The following is a 16,496-nucleotide window of genomic DNA, read 5'->3' on the forward strand; positions in this document are numbered from 1 at the left end:
ACTCACGACGACGGAGATCAGTCGCTCACCCGCAATTCCACACCGCCCCGATCGGCGTGCGCGTCCAGCACGGGCCAAAACTGCCGCCGTTGTAGCGGCCGCCGCCGAAGCCGGGGCGGCCGAAATAGTGCCACTCGCCGTCCCAGCGGTAATACTGAGGCACCGGGTCGATGTACCAGTGGCGTCGTTCACTGCGCGCGAGGCGGCGCATGGCATCCTTCTGCTTGTAGAGCGGAATGCTGTTGCTCAGCGGCTGGCGATAGCCCGGCAGGAAGCCGTAGCCCTTCCAGACCGGCTTGGGACGCTTTTGAGCGGGCTCAGCGGATGCGACGGCCGGCAGCAGCGACAGGATGACAGCAACGGATAGACACACAAGGCGAGACATGGAGCGACCATAGACAGGCGGATGCGAGAAGGCACTCAAATTCGAGTGAGAGGCGTTTCGCCACCTCGATCAATATCCCGCACACGCAGCCATGCCGACTGTCGCGGAATCGTTACGCGTTGGCTTGCGGCGATCGGGCCGCTGGCCCGATCTGATGACGTCTCCTGGCTGATCGCAGGGGTATGGCATATGGCGTGCACGGTGCTGCGGCATCGGCGGGGTGGGGGTGTCTCCGCGTTGGGATTGTTGAATTGTGGAAGGCGTCTCTGGGTGGCGAGAGCCCTCACCCGCCGCGCTCCGCGAGCGCGTCGGCCTCTCCCGCAGGCGGGAGAGGCCGAGCAAGCCCGCGGGGAATCTTCGTGAAACCCATATGCGATAGCCCTGCGGCTGATCGCGCCCATCCGAAACCCGGGGAGCCCGACCATCGTGCAACAATTGATCCGACCTATCAGCACTCCGTTGCTGTACTGTCTGCTTCGCCATTCGTGGTGCCCTGTCGGAAGGAGCACACATGTCCACGGCGATCTCGACGCTCGGCGGGGTAGGTCTCTTCCTGCTCGGCATGACCGTGATGACGGAGGGGCTGAAGACGCTGACCGGCTCTGCGCTACGCACGGTGCTCGGCATGGCTGCCTCGACGCCGCTGCTCGGCTCGTTTTGGGGGGCTGTGGTCACGCTGCTGGTGCAGTCCTCCAGCGCAACGACCATGACGACGATCGGTCTCGTCAGCGCCGGCCTCTTGACCTTCCAGCAAGGGTTGAGCCTCGTCTTCGGCGCGAATATCGGCACCACCGGGACCGGCTGGCTGGTCGCGCTGATCGGCGTCCGCGTCTCGCTCACGGCAGCGGCGCTGCCGATGATCTTCGTCGGCGCGCTGACCAAGCTTCTCGGCAGGGGACGGATCTCCGGGGTCGGCGCCGCGCTCGCTGGCTTCGGCCTTGTGCTGTTCGGCTTGACGACCCTGCAGCAGGGCATGGGCGGGCTGGCTGAACGATTGCACCCGGCGGACCTGCCCGCGGTCCTCGGCAGTCCCGGGGTGTCATGGTGGTTGGGCCTCTTCGGCGTGCTGGCACTGATCGTGATCGGATTGGTGATGACCGCGCTGATGCAATCGTCGACGGCCGCGATCGCGGTGACCCTGTCCGCCTATTTCGCGGGCGCGATCGGGTTGGACCAGGCCTGCGCCCTGATCATCGGCCAGAACATCGGAACAGCGACGAGTTCCGCCCTGGCCGCGATCGGCGCCAGCCCGACCGCGAAGCGGCTGGCCATCGCCTACGTTCTTTTCAAGCTGATTGCCGCACTCATCGCGTTGGTGGCTTTTCCCATAGTAACGCCCATGCTGCTGCGCGCCGCTGACACGATCGACGGCGTCACGCTGTTGGCCGGCTACCACACGGCCTTCAACGTCGTCGGCGTCGCGGTCCTGCTGCCCCTGATCAAGCCGTTCACGCGACTGGTCGAACGGATTCTGCCCGAGCGCGGCTCGCCGCTGACGCGATGTCTCGATCCTTCGGCGCTTGAGACCCCGGTCGTGGCGGTGGAAGCGGTACGGCGCACGATCGCGCGCGTGCTCTTGACGGTGTGCAGTTCGGTCGAGGCGAAACTGGCCGGCCGCGCTGGATCGATACGCCTGGGGAAGGACGCTGTATCCGTAGAGGAGGCGGCCGATGCCGTGCGCCAGGCACAAATATTCCTGTCTGATGTGGCTGGACCGCCTGAGACCGACGACGAGCAACAGCGTCTGACGAGCACGCTGCACGCCCTCGACCACGCGTCCCGGCTGACGGACCTCGCAAGTGGAGGAAACAATTTCGCTTCGGTGGCAGGCGGGCCGGAGGACATCCGCGCCGGAGAGCTATGTGCCGAAGTCATGCGAAGCGCGGCTGCGATTGCGCGCGGCATGGCGGCGCCGCCCCGCGCCGACGGATCGCTGCACTCCGTACCCGCCTCGCGTGCCGGCGACGCCATGGCCGGTCCGCGCGCCGCCCCGCCCGACGAGGCAATCGCCGAGCTCGAGCGTTGTACGACACAGCTCGCCGAAATGCTGCGCACCCATCGCAGTGCGACGCTCGGTGCGGTGGCCAATGGAACCCTGACCGCCGACGCCGCCCTGCTTCGTGTCGAGGCGGTGCGAAACCTCGAAGCCCTGTCGCAGCATGCCTGGCGCTCGGCGGCTCATCTGGTGGGGCGGGGCTAGCGCGGAGATATGTTCAAACAGCAGCCTGAAGCGCGAGGAGCGTTCGCCCACTCATCGCGATTCAGATCACGCCCTTCCTGATCAGGAAGCAACCATAGCCCCTGCTGTCGCCGACCTGCACGACGCCGAACCCCGCGGCCGCCGCGCGATAGAAATCCGGACGCGAGAGCTTGCCGGGAGTGACAGTTCGGCCAGCAGCGCGCGCGATCTCCGCGAGCACCGCGCGCTGCACGTCGGGCACGCGATCGGGATCGTCGACCGGCATCATCACGCGCACCGGATCCGGATCGAAATCGTCGAGCGGGTAGACCGACATGATCGCGCGGATGGCAGCCTCCATGCTCATGCCCGGCAACTGGATCAGGCGCTGTGACGTCGTGGTCTGCGCGATGCGGGTCGCGGGATGATTGGCGTCGACGAAAACGAGGTCGTCGCCGTGGCCCATCGAGGCGAGCAGCCAGAGCAGGTCGGGCGTGAGGATCGGATCGATCGATTTCAGCATGTGACGGCACTTTCCCAGCGCATGTTCTTCGCCGGCGAACCGGCCATTCACACCATAGCAGGTTCCGAGCGTGATTCAGATCACGCAGCCACCATGGTGACAGGGATCACGGACCCCGAACTCGAACGCGGCCAGTCTGCCTCGCAACTAATCTTGCATCGAGATCAGTGCGAAAGGAGCACGCCATGTTCCGCCTAAGACCTTTCCTGATGACGGCTAGCCTCGTGGGAAGCCTGTTCGGCTTCGCCTGCGGCCCTGTTTCCGCGCAAGTCGCCCCGGCCCAGCCCGCCCCCACGGCCCTGCAAGGGCCGGAGCGGCGCGTCGCGCTGGTGATCGGCAATTCGAACTACCAGAACGCGCCGCAGCTCGCCAATCCCGACAATGACGCCGAGTCGATGGCGCAGTTCCTGAACTCCGCCGGCTTCGAGGTGGTCTCCGCGACCGACCTCGGCCAGAACGACATGCTCCGGGTCGTCCAGGACTTCTCCGCCAAAGTGTCCGCGCGCGGTCCGAACACGGTGGCGATGGTCTATTACGCCGGTCACGGCGTGCAGCTCGCCGGCGAGAACTATCTCGTTCCGGTCGACGCGAAGGTCTCGAGCCCGACCGAGCTCGTCAACAACTCCGTGCGCCTCGTCGACGTGATGTCGACGCTGGAGACGATCCCGAGCCGCATGCGCATCGTCATCCTCGATGCCTGCCGCAACAACCCGTTCCCGAACGTGAATGATGCCGGCCGCGGCCTCGCCATCGTCGATGCGCCGAACGGCTCGATCGTCGGCTACTCGACCGCGCCGGGCGCCGAAGCGCTCGACGGCACGGGCGGCCACAGCCCCTACACGCAGGCCTTTCTGAACGTCGCACGCGAGCCCAACGTTCCGATCGAGCAGCTGTTCAAGCGCGTCCGCCTTCAGGTGAACCAGAGCACCAGCGGCGCGCAGATCCCGTGGGAGAGCTCCTCGCTCACGAGCGATTTCACCTTCTTCGGTGACACCGCTGTTGCCGCCAACCGTGCGCCGGTGAATGCGCCCGTGGTGCAGATGGCCTCCAATTTGCCGAGCCGCTCGACCCGTCAGGCCTACGACTACGTCGTGTCCGAGGGCCGGCCGGAGTACTATCAGGAGTTCATCCGGATGTATCCGCACGACCCGCTGTGCGACCACATCCGCTGGCTGCTCAATAACCTCCTGATCTCGCAGGCCTGGCACAAGGCGGTGTTGGCGAACTCGCCGCTCGGCTACAAGAGCTTCTATGACAGCTACGGCAACAGCCCCTATGCGCAGGTCGCGCTGAAGCTCGAGGCGCAGCCGAAGCAGATCCCGCTGATGCAGCCGACCAAGTTCCTGGCGCCGCAGAACATTGCTCCCGTCTTCAAGATGGGCAATCTCGGCCTGCCCAAATACATGCCGCTGCAGCAGGGCAATGGTGGCGCACAGGTCAATGGCAACCTGCCGGTCGTGCAGAAGCCGATCGAAGGCAATGTCATCGGCAAGCTCGGCAATGGCGGCCAGGTCGGGAGCCTGCCGGCCGGCAACAACCAGCCGAACGGCACGCCGTCGCAGATCCCGGGCAAGATCGTCACCCTGCCTGCGCCGACCAACACTGGCGGGACCGGCAAGATCGTGACGCTGCCGGTGACCAACACCAAGCCGAACGGCGGCAACGCCAACGGCAACCCGCGCAAGATCGTGGGCATGCCGGTGAATGTCGGCAAGGGCGGCACGACTGTCGACGCGAAGCCCGTCCAGACGCAGAACAGCCCGATCCGCGTCAACAACGGCAACACCGGTATCGTGAAGCTCAACAACAATTCGGTGAACAACGTGCAGGTCAAGAACCAGGACAACCGTCCGCAGCTCAACGCGACCAATCGCACGGTCGGCAACGGCGGCAACAGGTTCCGCCAATCGATGAACCAGGCCCCGAGCATGGGCGGCGGCAACAACCACCGAGGCTTCATGCATTGATCGCGGCAAGCGAAACGACAAGGGGCAGAGCGGAAACCCTCTGACCCGTCTTCGTTTCGGGGAATGGACATGGGCCTGTGCGCACGCCTCGTCCTTCGAGACGACCGCTTCGCGGTCTGCTCAGGATGAGGCTAATGAGTATCGGAGCCGGTTGAAACTGCCGCCACACACGCCGTCCTCATCCTGAGGAGCCCGCCGAAGCGGGCGTCTCGAAGGATGGGCCACACAGATAAACTGCTCTCAGGCCACCAGCTCCGCGAACAGGTCGGCATCCACATTGCCGCCCGACAGCACGATGACGACATTCTTGCCGGCCACATCAAGGCGGCCCGCGAGCAGTGCGGCAAGGCCCACCGCCCCGCCCGGCTCGACCACCAGCTTCAGCTCACGATAGGCGAATGCCACGGCTGCGCCGACTTCCTTGTCCGACGCCGTGACGCCGCGCGCGAGCAGCTTGCTGTTGATCGCAAAGGTCATCTCGCCCGGCATCAGGGCCATCAGCGCATCGCAGATGGTGCGGCCGGCCGGCGGATGCGGCTCGCGATGACCGGCGGTCAGCGAGATGCCGTGATCGTCGAATGCCTCGGGCTCGGCCACCACGATCTCCGCTTGCGGATAGCGCGCCTTCACGGCCGTCGCAACGCCCGCGATCAGGCCGCCACCAGAGGCCGGCGCCACCACGATGTCGGGGCTGAGGCCGAGCGTTGCCATGTCTTCCGCAATCTCGCGGCCGGCGGTGCCCTGCCCCGCGATCACAAAGGGATCGTCATAGGGTTTGACCAGCGTCGCGCCGCGCTTCTCGGCGATGCCGCGCGAGATCGCCTCGCGGTCGTCCTTGTCCCGATCGTAAAGCACGACCTCGGCGCCGTAGGATTTGGTGCGCTCGCGCTTCGACAGCGGCGCGTCCGCCGGCATCACGATGGTCGCCTGCATGTCGAGGATTTTTGCCGCAGCCGCCACACCCTGGGCGTGGTTGCCGGAGGAGAACGCGACGACGCCGCCGGCGCGCTTGTCCTGCGGGATCGAGAACACCTTGTTGAAGGCGCCGCGGAACTTGAAGGAGCCGGTGCGCTGGAGCATTTCCGGCTTCAAAAACACCTTGGCGCCGACGCGCTCGTTGAGCACGGGAAAGGACAACAGCGGGGTGCGGATGGCATAGGGCGCGATCACGCGCGCTGCGGCATCGATGTCGGCGGGGCCGACCGGAAGGAGCTGTTCGGTCATGGCCAACTGTATCGCGGCCATCGAGCCCGCGGCAAGACACCTCCGCGCGAGGGTTCTGGGTTCTCAAGCCACGAAGCGCGGCTGTTCCGCGCCGTTCCGGCCGGGTAGCACCGCCCCGACCGCCAGGATGCTGCTGATGAAGACCCGGGCCGAGGCCTCCCAGGTGTAGTGGGCGGCGAATTCGACGCAGTCCTGCCGGGACACCCCGAGCGCGGCGAAGCAGGCATTGCGCAGATCGTGATCGAGCGCGCCGACCGGCGCATCGCCGATGACATCGCGGGGGCCCTTCACCGGGAAGGCCGCGACCGGCAGGCCGCTGGCCAGCGCCTCCAGCAGGACCAGGCCGAACGTGTCGGTCTTGCTGGGGAACACGAACACGTCGGCTGCCGCATAGATATCGGCCAGTTCCTCGCCGTGCTTCTCACCGAGGAAGATCGCATCGGGATAGGCCTCTTCGAGCGCCGTGCGCGCCGGGCCGTCGCCGACGATCACCTTGGTGCCGGGCAGATCGAGGTCGAGGAACGCCTCGAGATTCTTCTCCACCGCGACGCGGCCGACCGACAGGAACACCGGACCCGGCAGACAGAGATCGACGGCGCGCGGATGGAACAGGCCGGTGTCGACGCCGCGCGGCCACAGCACGACATTGTCGAAGCCGCGCTCGCCGAGCTCACGCGCGAGCGCCGGCGTTGCCGCCATCACGGCGCTACTGGGCGCATGAAAACGGCGCAGCGCCCGCCAGATCAGCGAGCCCGGGACCGGCACGCGGGCGCGGACATATTCGGGAAAACGGGTGTGGAAGCTGGTCGTGAACGGCAGCTTGCGCTGCCGGCAGTAGCGGCGGACCATCAGGCCGATCGGCCCTTCGGTCGCGATGTGGATGCTGTCGGGCCGCGCCTCCTCGATCAGTCGCGCGATCCGCGCCGGACGCGGCATCGCGAGGCGCACGTCGCGATAGCTCGGCATTGCGAAGGTGCGGAACGATTGCGGCGTCAGGAACGTGAACTCGACGCCAAGACCTTGAAAGCCAAGCCCCTTGGCGCCATCAGCGAGCTTGGCCAGCGTCCGAACCACACCGTTGACTTGCGGGTGCCAGGCGTCGGTCGCGACCAGGATGCGCATCAAGTGGCCCTTGCTATGCAGCTCTTGCCGCGACCTGCGGGACCTGCGCCGGCTTCTGCAACTGGTCCGCCCAGGTGATGATTTCGAAATGGCCGTCGTCATGCTCGACCAGGGCGGTGCAGCTCTCGACCCAGTCGCCGCAGTTCATGTAGCGGATGCCGGCCTCGTCGCGGATCACGGCGTAGTGGATGTGGCCGCAGATCACGCCCTCCGCCTCGTGCCGCCGCGCTTCGGCGGCGAGCGCCTGCTCGAACGCGCCGATATAGTTGACGGCGTTCTTGACCTTCTGCTTGGCCCATTGCGACAGCGACCAATAGGGCACGCCGAACATGCGACGGAAGAAGTTGACGAAGCGATTCATCTGGATCGCGAAGTCGTAGGCCTTGTCGCCGAGATGGGCGAGCCAGCGCGCGTTCTGCACCACGAGGTCGAAGATGTCGCCGTGGATGACGAGATAGCGCTTGCCGTCCACGCCGGTGTGGACGGTGTTCTCGACCACGTCGATGCCGCCGAAATGCGTGCCGTAATAGTTGCGCAGGAACTCGTCGTGGTTGCCGGGGATGTAGATGACCTTGGCGCCTTTGCGCGCCTTGCGCAAAAGCTTCTGGACGAGGTCGTTATGCGATTGCGGCCAGTGCCAGCTCGATTTCAGCGCCCAGCCGTCGACGATGTCGCCGACGAGATAGATCGTGTCGGCATCATGGTAGCGCAGGAAGTCGAGCAGAAGGTCGGCCTGAGAACCGCGGGCTCCGAGATGAACGTCGGAGATGAACAACGTGCGAAAGCGCCGCTCCGGGCTCTCGTCACTGACATCGTAACTTCCCATGCGCCAGCCTGTAACAATGTCCCGTGACAGGGGGATGACCGATTGAACCCTTGAGGCACCTTCAAAATACGAATCACGCCTGCCTCGCCCTCCCCCGCGAATATCAGTCGCATGCGACAACCAGGCGACATGGCGCCGCCGGCGGTGCCCGCAAAACCACGGAACCGCATTGCCTTATTGGTTAACTGGAGAAGCAAATTGCGCCGCGCGAACGCGCACCGTCAGTAAAACTTGTGAAAATGATGGATCGGCCCGTGGCCATGGCCGACGCTGAAGCGGTCGGCGGCAGCGATCGCGGCGCTGATCCAGATCTTGGCGGTGCGCACGGCAAGCTCCAGATCCTCGCCCTTGGCCAGCCCCGCCGCGATCGCCGCTGACAGCGAGCAGCCGGTGCCGTGGGTGTTCCTGGTGACCACGCGGGGCGCGGCAAGCGTGGTCGTGCTCTCGGACGTGACGAGATAGTCGATGCTCTCGGCGCCCTCGCCGTGCCCGCCCTTGATCAGGACCGCACGGCAGCCGAGCGCCAGCAGCCGGCGGCCCTGGGCTTCGATCTCGGCCTCGCTCGCCGCAATGTGCTCACCGAGAAGGGCCGCGGCCTCAGGCAGGTTCGGCGTGATCATCGAGGCCAGTGGTATCAGTCTCGTGTGCAAGGCATCGACGGCTTCGGACGCCAGCAGGCGATCGCCCGAGGTCGCCACCATCACGGGATCGAGCACGATGTGGCGCGGCTGCCAGCGCGACAGCGCCGCCGCGATCGCATCGATGCTGTCGGCCTGGCCGACCATGCCGATCTTCACCGCGCCGATGTCGAGATCGGAGAACACCGCATCGATCTGTGCGGCGACGAACTCGGCCGGCACGGCGTGAATGCCGCTGACGCCGCGCGTGTTCTGCGCCGTCACCGCCGCGATCACGGAGGCACCGTAGACGCCGAGCGAAGCAAAGGTCTTCAGATCGGCCTGGATGCCGGCGCCGCCGCTGGAATCCGAGCCGGCGATGGTGAGCGCAACGGGCGTCGTCATCGCCGGATACGTTCGTTTGAGGAGGACAACGCCATGCCTTGTCCTAGCGCGCTCCCGACGTGCCAGCAAGCCGGGCCGGCGAATCAGGCGGAGAGCCCCCGCTTCCGTCCTGGAAGCGGCTCCGGCCGGGGCCGGCAAGTTCGCTTGCCAAGCCACCCCGGTTTTGGCCTATTAGCGCCAGATGCGCTTTCGGAGTGACTGCAATGGTTCCTTTTTTCGTCCAGATCAAATGCAAGCTCGGCCAGTCCTATACGGTCGCCAATGCGCTCGCCGAAGCCGAGATCGCCTCCGAGATCTACTCGACCGCCGGCCAATACGATCTGCTGGTGAAGTTCTACGTCGACAAGGACACCGACATCGGCCACTTCGTCAACGAGAAGGTGCAGGTGCTGCCGGGCATCCAGGACACCCTCACCATCATCACCTTCAAGGCGTTCGGCACGGGCTAGAGCATGATCCGGAAGAGTGCGGAGCGGTTTTCCGAAAAGATCATGCTCCAACAACAACCTAAAGCGCGATGACGATTCATCTCATCGCGCTTTAGAGCTCGCTGCTAGCCGCCCTCCTTCTTCTTGGGCGGTGTCGGACCCTGCACCGGTGGCAGCGACTTCAGATAAGCCGCCATTGCGGCGCGATCTTCCGCCGTCAGCTGCGCCAGGTTCTTGATCACCGGCCGCATCGCACCCGAGGCGCTGTCGCCCTCGGGCATGTCGCCGGTCTCGAGGAAATCGGCGATGTCCTTCTCGCTCCAGCTGCCGATGCCCTGCTGGGTGATGTTCGGCACCCAGCCCTCCCCGTCCGGATTGGGGCCGCCGGCGAAGCGCTGCGCCGTGACGATGCCGCCGAGCAGATTGCGCGGGCTGTGGCATTCGGCGCAATGGCCGAAGCCGGTCACGAGATAGGCACCGCGATTCCATTGCGGAGGGCGCGCAGCGTCCGCGACGAACGGCCCGGTGTCCATGAACAGCAGTTTCCAGATGCCGACATTGCGGCGGATGTTGAACGGAAACGGCAGCGCGTGGTCGCGCACTCTGCCCGTTACCGGCGGCAGCGTCTTCAGATAGGCGAAGAGGTCGCGGACGTCATCTATTCTTGCCAGATGATAGGACGTGTACGGAAATGCCGGGAAGTAGTGCGTGCCCTCGGGCGAGATGCCGCGCATCACGGCGTTGACGAAATCAGCCTCGCTCCATCGGCCGATCCCGTCGGTCGGATCGGGGGAAATATTGGGGACGTAGAACGTCCCGAAAGGCGAGCCGAGCGCCAGCCCGCCGCCGAGTCGCAGGCGATCGGGCTGGTTGGGCACCGCATGACACGACGAGCAGCCGCCGGCATTGAAAAGCTCCTGCCCGTTGGCGAGATCGGGCTTTCGTGTCGGTGCCGGAACGGCCAGCGCGGCCGGGGCGGACAACCACCAATAGAGGCCGGACGCCGCGACGGCGGCGATCAGGGCGGCAAGTAGTGCTCGTCGCAGCATTCAATCATTCCATCGTCAGCGCGAACTTAAGGGTCATGCTGGGCCCGATCCAGCCACGAATATTTTAGGTGGTCCGGCTGTAATGCGGGAATAAACTGAATGACGTACTGTTTGGAGATTGACAGCAATCAGGCGTCAACAGGGAGAGACTCATGACCAAAGCCCTTTTTGCCACACTGGCACTCGGAGCTGCCGTTGCCTTCGCCGCCCCGGCCAGCGCGGAGAAACTGAAGGCGACGCTGGACGGCAAATCCGAAGTGCCCGCCACCACCAGCAGCGCCACCGGAACGGCCGAGCTCGACTATGACGCCGCCAGCAAGAAGCTTTCGTGGACGGTCAGCTATTCCGGGCTGTCCGGTCCTGCCACCGCCGCTCACTTCCACGGCCCGGCCGAGGCCGGCAAGAACGCCGGCGTCGCGGTCCCGATCGCGAATGCGGGCTCGAGCCCGGTCAAGGGTGAAGCGACGCTCACCGAAGCGCAGGCCGCCGACCTGCTCGGCGGCAAGTACTACATCAACATCCACACCGCGGCGAACCCGGGCGGCGAGATCCGCGGTCAGGTGACGAAGTAAGCGAAAACGCGCCTTCGTCGCGGAAAGGCCGGACGCAAGGAGGGAGCGTCCGGCCTTTTCGATTCCGGCGAGGACCTGCCTTGCGCTCAAGCCGCGTTCAGCGCCTGCGCGAGGTCCGCGATCAGATCCGACGGGTTCTCGATCCTGATCGACAGCCGGATGGTGGAATCGAGCACGCCGATCTTTTGGCGGATGTCGGCGGGAACGCCGGAATGGGTCATGGTCGCGGGCAGGCTCGCGAGCGACTCGGTGCCGCCGAGGCTCACCGCCAGCTTGAGGATCTGCAGCGCATTGAGGAATTTCACGGCCGCCTCCTTGCCGCCGACGATGTCGAACGAGAAGGTCGATCCCGCGCCCAGGCATTGTCTCGCGAACACCCGCCCCGAGGGCGAGGCCTGCTCGTGATGACCGAGATAATGAACCCTGGCGACCTTGGGATGGTCGCGCAGATAGCTCGCGACCAGGCGCGCATTCGCATCGGCCTTTTCCATGCGCAGGCTCAGCGTCTCCAATGAGCGGTTGATCATCCAGCACGAATGCGGATCGAGCTGGGTGCCGATGGCGCCGCGCAGCGCCTTGATGCCCTTCATGATCGCCTTCGATCCGAGTGCGGCGCCCGCGATCAGGTCGGAGTGGCCGCCGACATACTTCGTCAGCGAATACAGCGACAGGTCCGCGCCGTGCTCGATCGGCCGCTGAAACACCGGGCCGAGCAGCGTGTTGTCGCAGGCGATGATCGGCGTGTGTCCCTGGGCCTTGCCGACGGAATCGGCGATGCGGCGGATCATCGCGACGTCGACGAGGCCGTTGGTCGGATTGGCCGGGGTCTCGATCAGGATCATCGAAACCCGCCCCCTCCCCGTCGCCTCCTCCGCGGCCTGCCTGACGGAGGCCTCATCGATGCCGTCGGCAAAGCCGACCGCGCCGATCGACAGGCGCGCCAGCGTGTTCGTCAGCAGCGTTTCCGTGCCGCCATAGAGCGGCTGGGAGTGCAGGATGACGTCGCCGGGCCGGACGAAGGCGAGGATCGTGGTCGCGATCGCCGCCATGCCCGAGGAGAACAGCGCACAGCTCTCGGTGCGCTCGTAGACCGCGAGCCTGTCCTCGACGATCTCGCTGTTGGGGTGGTTGAAGCGCGAATAGACCAGGCCCGCGCCCATGCCTTCTGGCGGCTCACGCCGGCCGGCGACGTAATCGAAGAAGTCCTGGCCGTCTTCGGCGGTCTTGAACACGAAGGTCGAGGTCAGGAACACCGGCGGCTTGATGGCGCCTTCCGACAATTGCGGATCATAGCCATAGGTCAGCATCAGGGTTTCCGGATGCAGCATATGGTTGCCGATATGGGTCTTCGACGGGAACGGTTTTGCCATGGCTGCCTCGCTGTTCTGATGCTCGCCGCGCGTTGGAACTCCTGACGTCATGAAGCAGTCGGGAGCGAGATGCGTCGACTCGTGTCAGCGCACGGCCGTTGGCACAAAGATAGCTGCTCACAGAGCGATCCGTCAGGCCTTGCGCACAGAATTTCTGCCGCGCTGCGACTCCCGGCCATGCAAAAAGGCGGCTGCTTTCGCAACCGCCCTTTCTGAAGTCCTCATCGCTCTATTATTTCAACTTCAAGCGATAGGTTTCGTGACAATCGTTGCAGCGATCGTTGATTGCGGTGTAGGCAGCCTTCAGGCTCGCGACATCGTGGATCTTGCCCTTGACGTCGGCGATCGCCTTCTGCACCGGCGGGATCTTCGAATCGAAATCGGCCTTGTTCTGCCAGACCTTCGGCGAAGCGCCATAGGTCGCGTTGACGACATCCTGCTTTGGATTGACCTCGAAGGTCTTGGCGATCTTGGCGACGTCCGCCTCCAGATTGGCAATCGCCTCGTCGACGGCCTTCTGGTTGTAGGGAATGTCGCCCTTGGTCATCTTCTGAATGACCGAGTACAGGCTCTTTGCCTGCGAGCGCATCAGATTGTCCTGCTGGACGGCAATCTCCTGTTGCGCCATTACGGCGCCCGCGCCCAACAGGAGGGCGCCCGCGACAATCATCGTCCGTTTCATTGGTCCGTTTCTCCGGCTCTCGAGACGTTCAGGAAATGAGACTGCACCGGCTTCACGGGAAGCCGGTACCCCATCATGGCTAGAACCCCGCGCGGCGCGTTTATTCCCGGCGCGCGAAGCTCGGGTTTAGAGGCTGTGGCGGCGATGGTGCTCGCTGATGGCGATCCACACCCGCTCCGGCGTTGCCGGCATGTCGATGTGGTCGATCTTGTATTCGCGCCAGAGGGCGTCGACGATGGCGTTCACGACGGCCGGGCAGGAGCCGATCGCGCCGGCCTCGCCCGCCCCCTTCACCCCCAGCGGATTGGTCTTGCAGGGGATGTTGTGGGTCTCGAACACGAAGGCGGGACCATCAGCCGCCCGCGGCAGCGCGTAGTCCATGTAGGTGGCGGTGATGAGCTGGCCGTCGGTCGCCCCATAGACCACCTGCTCCATCAGCGCCTGGCCGATGCCCTGCATGGCGCCGCCATGGACCTGGCCCGCCAGCAGCAGCGGATTGAGCGTCTTGCCGAAATCGTCGACGATCACGTAGTTGACGATCTTGATGATCCCGGTGGCCGGATCGATCTCGACCTCCGCCAGATGCGTGCCGTTCGGATAGGTGCCGTCGGCGCTGGCGAAGGTCGCGCTGCCGTTGAGCTTCGACGGATCGACGCCGGGCCGCTTGGCGAGATCGGCGAAGGAGATCGAGCGGTCGGTGCCGGCGATGCGGATGATGCCATCCGTGATCTCGAGATCGCCGACGCTGGCTTCCAGCGCCTGCGCCGCGATCTCTTTCAGCCTCGAGCCGAGCTCGCGCGTGGCACGCTCGACGCTGACGCCGCCCGAGGGAATCGAGGCCGAGCCGCCGGTGCCGAGGCCCGTCGCGATCTCGTCGGTGTCGCCCTGGCGGACGTGGACGCGCTCCGGCGCGAGGCCGAACTGCTCGGCGACGATCTGTGCATAGGCGGTCTGGTGGCCCTGCCCGCTCGACTGTGTGCCGATCAGGACGGTGACGTCGCCGTTGGGATCGAGGCGGACATTGGCCGTCTCCTCACCCATGACGCCGCAAATCTCGACATAGCTTGCCAGGCCGATGCCGCGGATCAGGCCGCCCTTCTTGGCCGCCTTGGCGCGCTTGGGAAATTCCTTCCACTCCGCGATCTCCATCGCGCGTTTCAAATGCGCGGCGAAGTCGCCGGAATCGTAGACCTTGCCGGTCGCGGTCTTGTAAGGCAGCGCCTTCGGCGGAATGAAATTCTTGCGGCGGATGGCGTCCGGCGTCATGTCGAGTTTTCGCGCGCAGGCATCCACGAGGCGCTCGATGACATAGGCCGCCTCGGGCCGGCCAGCGCCACGATAGGCATCGACCGGCACACTGTGGGTGAAGATGGTGCGCACCCGGCAGTGGAAGGCCTGGATGTCGTAGAGGCCCGGCAGCATGCCGGCGCCGCCATGCGGGATGTAGGGCCCGAAGGTCGACAGATAGGCGCCCATGTCGCCCATGAGGTCGCAGTCCATCGCGAGGAACTTGCCGTCCTCGGCCAGCGCCATCTTCGCGGTGGTGACGTTGTCGCGGCCCTGCGCATCGCCCATGAAATGCTCGGAGCGGTCGGCCGCCCATTTCACCGCCTTCTTCAGCTTGCGCGCCGCGACCGCCATCAAGGCGTATTCCCGGTACGGAAACAGCTTCGTGCCGAAGCCGCCGCCGACGTCGGGGCAGATCACCCGCATCTTGTCGGTGGGAATGTTGAGCACGTTCTGGCACAGGATGTCGCGCAGGCGGTGGCTGCCCTGGCTGCCGACCGTCAGCGTCAGATGGTCGCGCTTGGCGTCGTATTCGCAGACCGCCGCGCGCGTCTCCATGAAGCTCGCGACCACGCGCGGATTGACGATGGAGATTTCGGCCACCGCATGCGCCCTGGCGAAGGCGGCTTCCGTCGCCGCCTTGTCGCCGATCGAGACATCGAACAGCACGTTGCCGGGCTTGTCCGGCCAGACTTGCGGCGCGCCCTTCTTCACGGCGTTGACGACGCCGGTCACCGCCGGCAGCGGCGACCATTTGACCTCGATCGCCTCGATCGCGTCGCGGGCCTGATCGATGGTCTCGGCAACGACGAAGGCGATGGAATCACCGACGTGACGCACTTCGTCCTTGGCGAGGATCGGATACGGTGGGCCGGTGAACGGATCGGTCTCGAGATTGAACAGGCAGGGCAGATTGCCGAGATCCATGACGTCGTCCGCGGTCAGGATCAGCGCGACGCCGGGCAAGGTCCGGGCGCGGCTCGCATCGATGGTGTATTTGGCATGCGCGTGCGGCGAGCGCAGCACCAGGCAGCGGAGCGCGGCCTGCGGCGCGTAATCGTCGGTATAGCGGCCCTTGCCGCGGATGAGCGCGTCATCCTCCTTGCGCAGCACGCTTTGGCCAACGCCGAACTTGATGGGAGCCGCCATTGTCTTGACCCGTCCTATGGTTGTTTTGCCGGCATATTGCCGTGGAAAAACTGGCAAGGCAAACGGGTTTGGGCGGGCACATGGGCGCAGGCGGTGAAAGCGCCGCGCCCGCCCATGGCGCCAAGATTGCGCCGCGAAACACGACCTCATCCTGAGGAGCCCGCCAAAAGCGGGCGTCTCGAAGGATCGGCGGCGACGCCGCGCGCCTTAAAAAGTTACATCCCACTGCGCCTCCATAGATCCATCGTCCGATCTCGCAGCCTTTCGATAGCTCGTTCGGGCGCGATGCAGTCGATCTCGCCACGCGTCAGGCCGATATCCATCAGCTCCCTGTCACTCAGGTGGTGCAGGGTGACACGCGGCCGCTGCCGCCAGCCCTGAAACGCGCGCCAGTATCGCCCGAGCAGGCTCGAGGCGATGGAAAAGTCGAAGCGAAGCCGCGCAGAGTCGACCTCCGGCTCGCTCGTGGTGTTCGTCAATTGTGGTGGCATCGGATGCTCCTGCTGTTGTGCCGGCAGGGAGCGTGGCCAATGAAAAGGCCCCGTCCGATGCCGGCGGGGCCTGGTGGAAAAGGTGTCGTCGTCGAAATCCTAGCGCGCGACTCCTTCCACGGCCCAGCCGAAGCGGGTCATGTCCCAGAGATTGACGTTGCGTACGGATTTGATCATGAGCCATCAGTAGCACGGCAATCGTACAAAATCAAGAGATGTG

Annotated in this window: 15 protein-coding genes; 4 read left to right on the plus strand and 11 right to left on the minus strand. The window is 65.2% G+C overall.

All coding sequences use genetic code 11. The features are described from left to right. Positions 1-25: 25 nt before the first annotated feature. Complete coding sequence (locus ACNJYB_RS26000) at positions 26-385, minus strand: hypothetical protein (protein WP_439369315.1); 360 nt, start codon at positions 383-385, stop codon at positions 26-28. 511 nt (positions 386-896) lie between these two features. On the opposite strand from ACNJYB_RS26000, the gene ACNJYB_RS26005 reads away from it, so the two are divergent. Continuing rightward, positions 897-2,585, plus strand: a complete 1,689-nt coding sequence (locus ACNJYB_RS26005) for a Na/Pi cotransporter family protein (protein WP_439369316.1) — start codon at positions 897-899, stop codon at positions 2,583-2,585. A gap of 61 nt (positions 2,586-2,646) precedes the next feature. Here ACNJYB_RS26005 and ACNJYB_RS26010 read toward each other — a convergent pair whose 3' ends face one another. Beyond that, positions 2,647-3,087, minus strand: a complete 441-nt coding sequence (locus ACNJYB_RS26010; RefSeq protein ID WP_439369317.1) for an RbsD/FucU family protein — start codon at positions 3,085-3,087, stop codon at positions 2,647-2,649. A 185-nt stretch (positions 3,088-3,272) separates the two neighbouring features. On the opposite strand from ACNJYB_RS26010, the gene ACNJYB_RS26015 reads away from it, so the two are divergent. Further along, on the plus strand, positions 3,273-5,054 hold the full coding sequence (locus tag ACNJYB_RS26015; protein WP_439369318.1) for a caspase family protein: 1,782 nt from the start codon (positions 3,273-3,275) through the stop codon (positions 5,052-5,054). 240 nt (positions 5,055-5,294) lie between these two features. Here ACNJYB_RS26015 and ACNJYB_RS26020 read toward each other — a convergent pair whose 3' ends face one another. The 4 genes from ACNJYB_RS26020 to thiD all read right to left on the minus strand — a co-directional run bounded on the left by ACNJYB_RS26020 (position 5,295) and on the right by thiD (position 9,248). Continuing rightward, entirely contained in the window at positions 5,295-6,278 is a 984-nt protein-coding gene (locus ACNJYB_RS26020) for a threonine/serine dehydratase (protein ID WP_183240052.1), read from the minus strand. A 63-nt stretch (positions 6,279-6,341) separates the two neighbouring features. Then, positions 6,342-7,400 (minus strand): glycosyltransferase family 4 protein, encoded by a 1,059-nt coding sequence (locus tag ACNJYB_RS26025; RefSeq protein WP_439369320.1) that lies wholly within the window; start codon positions 7,398-7,400, stop codon positions 6,342-6,344. 13 nt (positions 7,401-7,413) lie between these two features. Then, a complete protein-coding gene (locus ACNJYB_RS26030) occupies positions 7,414-8,226 on the minus strand; it encodes a UDP-2,3-diacylglucosamine diphosphatase (RefSeq protein ID WP_439369321.1) in 813 nt (270 codons plus the stop codon). A gap of 221 nt (positions 8,227-8,447) precedes the next feature. Next, the gene (gene thiD / locus ACNJYB_RS26035; RefSeq protein WP_439369323.1) at positions 8,448-9,248 is read right to left on the minus strand and encodes a bifunctional hydroxymethylpyrimidine kinase/phosphomethylpyrimidine kinase; all 801 of its coding nucleotides are present in this window, start codon (positions 9,246-9,248) and stop codon (positions 8,448-8,450) included. 203 nt (positions 9,249-9,451) lie between these two features. On the opposite strand from thiD, the gene ACNJYB_RS26040 reads away from it, so the two are divergent. Beyond that, the gene (locus ACNJYB_RS26040; RefSeq protein WP_018642903.1) at positions 9,452-9,697 is read left to right on the plus strand and encodes an Lrp/AsnC ligand binding domain-containing protein; all 246 of its coding nucleotides are present in this window, start codon (positions 9,452-9,454) and stop codon (positions 9,695-9,697) included. Positions 9,698-9,801: 104 nt separating this feature from the next. Here ACNJYB_RS26040 and ACNJYB_RS26045 read toward each other — a convergent pair whose 3' ends face one another. Beyond that, positions 9,802-10,725 carry a c-type cytochrome gene (locus tag ACNJYB_RS26045; protein WP_439369325.1) on the minus strand — a complete coding sequence of 308 codons (924 nt, stop codon included), beginning with the start codon at positions 10,723-10,725 and terminating at the stop codon, positions 9,802-9,804. A gap of 152 nt (positions 10,726-10,877) precedes the next feature. Here ACNJYB_RS26045 and ACNJYB_RS26050 point away from each other — a divergent pair, with 152 nt between their 5' ends. After that, entirely contained in the window at positions 10,878-11,297 is a 420-nt protein-coding gene (locus ACNJYB_RS26050; RefSeq protein ID WP_439369327.1) for a CHRD domain-containing protein, read from the plus strand. An 86-nt stretch (positions 11,298-11,383) separates the two neighbouring features. Here ACNJYB_RS26050 and ACNJYB_RS26055 read toward each other — a convergent pair whose 3' ends face one another. From ACNJYB_RS26055 to ACNJYB_RS26070, 4 genes are all read right to left on the minus strand, one after another. Further along, positions 11,384-12,667, minus strand: coding sequence for a cystathionine gamma-synthase family protein (locus tag ACNJYB_RS26055; protein WP_439369329.1), 1,284 nt, complete (start codon positions 12,665-12,667; stop codon positions 11,384-11,386). A 232-nt stretch (positions 12,668-12,899) separates the two neighbouring features. After that, entirely contained in the window at positions 12,900-13,349 is a 450-nt protein-coding gene (locus tag ACNJYB_RS26060; protein ID WP_439369330.1) for a cytochrome c, read from the minus strand. Between the two features lie 126 nt (positions 13,350-13,475). Continuing rightward, positions 13,476-15,785 (minus strand): xanthine dehydrogenase family protein molybdopterin-binding subunit, encoded by a 2,310-nt coding sequence (locus ACNJYB_RS26065; RefSeq protein ID WP_439369331.1) that lies wholly within the window; start codon positions 15,783-15,785, stop codon positions 13,476-13,478. 215 nt (positions 15,786-16,000) lie between these two features. After that, the gene (locus ACNJYB_RS26070) at positions 16,001-16,276 is read right to left on the minus strand and encodes a DUF1127 domain-containing protein (protein ID WP_439369332.1); all 276 of its coding nucleotides are present in this window, start codon (positions 16,274-16,276) and stop codon (positions 16,001-16,003) included. Positions 16,277-16,496: the final 220 nt, after the last annotated feature.

This window comes from Bradyrhizobium sp. SMVTL-02, assembly GCF_051853005.1.
In the GTDB taxonomy this organism is placed as follows: Bacteria; Pseudomonadota; Alphaproteobacteria; order Rhizobiales; family Xanthobacteraceae; genus Bradyrhizobium.

Bases quoted from the DNA above. Each gene is read 5' to 3' on its own strand.
- ACNJYB_RS26020 (WP_183240052.1), bottom strand. From the start codon at position 6,278: ATGACCGAACAGCTCCTTCCGGTCGGCCCCGCCGACATCGATGCCGCA.
- thiD (WP_439369323.1), bottom strand. From the start codon at position 9,248: ATGACGACGCCCGTTGCGCTCACCATCGCCGGCTCGGATTCCAGCGGC.
- ACNJYB_RS26055 (WP_439369329.1), bottom strand. From the start codon at position 12,667: ATGGCAAAACCGTTCCCGTCGAAGACCCATATCGGCAACCATATGCTG.
- ACNJYB_RS26045 (WP_439369325.1), bottom strand. From the start codon at position 10,725: ATGCTGCGACGAGCACTACTTGCCGCCCTGATCGCCGCCGTCGCGGCG.
- ACNJYB_RS26065 (WP_439369331.1), bottom strand. From the start codon at position 15,785: ATGGCGGCTCCCATCAAGTTCGGCGTTGGCCAAAGCGTGCTGCGCAAG.
- ACNJYB_RS26010 (WP_439369317.1), bottom strand. From the start codon at position 3,087: ATGCTGAAATCGATCGATCCGATCCTCACGCCCGACCTGCTCTGGCTG.
- ACNJYB_RS26000 (WP_439369315.1), bottom strand. From the start codon at position 385: ATGTCTCGCCTTGTGTGTCTATCCGTTGCTGTCATCCTGTCGCTGCTG.
- ACNJYB_RS26030 (WP_439369321.1), bottom strand. From the start codon at position 8,226: ATGGGAAGTTACGATGTCAGTGACGAGAGCCCGGAGCGGCGCTTTCGC.
- ACNJYB_RS26015 (WP_439369318.1), top strand. From the start codon at position 3,273: ATGTTCCGCCTAAGACCTTTCCTGATGACGGCTAGCCTCGTGGGAAGC.
- ACNJYB_RS26040 (WP_018642903.1), top strand. From the start codon at position 9,452: ATGGTTCCTTTTTTCGTCCAGATCAAATGCAAGCTCGGCCAGTCCTAT.
- ACNJYB_RS26050 (WP_439369327.1), top strand. From the start codon at position 10,878: ATGACCAAAGCCCTTTTTGCCACACTGGCACTCGGAGCTGCCGTTGCC.
- ACNJYB_RS26070 (WP_439369332.1), bottom strand. From the start codon at position 16,276: ATGCCACCACAATTGACGAACACCACGAGCGAGCCGGAGGTCGACTCT.
- ACNJYB_RS26025 (WP_439369320.1), bottom strand. From the start codon at position 7,400: ATGCGCATCCTGGTCGCGACCGACGCCTGGCACCCGCAAGTCAACGGT.
- ACNJYB_RS26005 (WP_439369316.1), top strand. From the start codon at position 897: ATGTCCACGGCGATCTCGACGCTCGGCGGGGTAGGTCTCTTCCTGCTC.
- ACNJYB_RS26060 (WP_439369330.1), bottom strand. From the start codon at position 13,349: ATGAAACGGACGATGATTGTCGCGGGCGCCCTCCTGTTGGGCGCGGGC.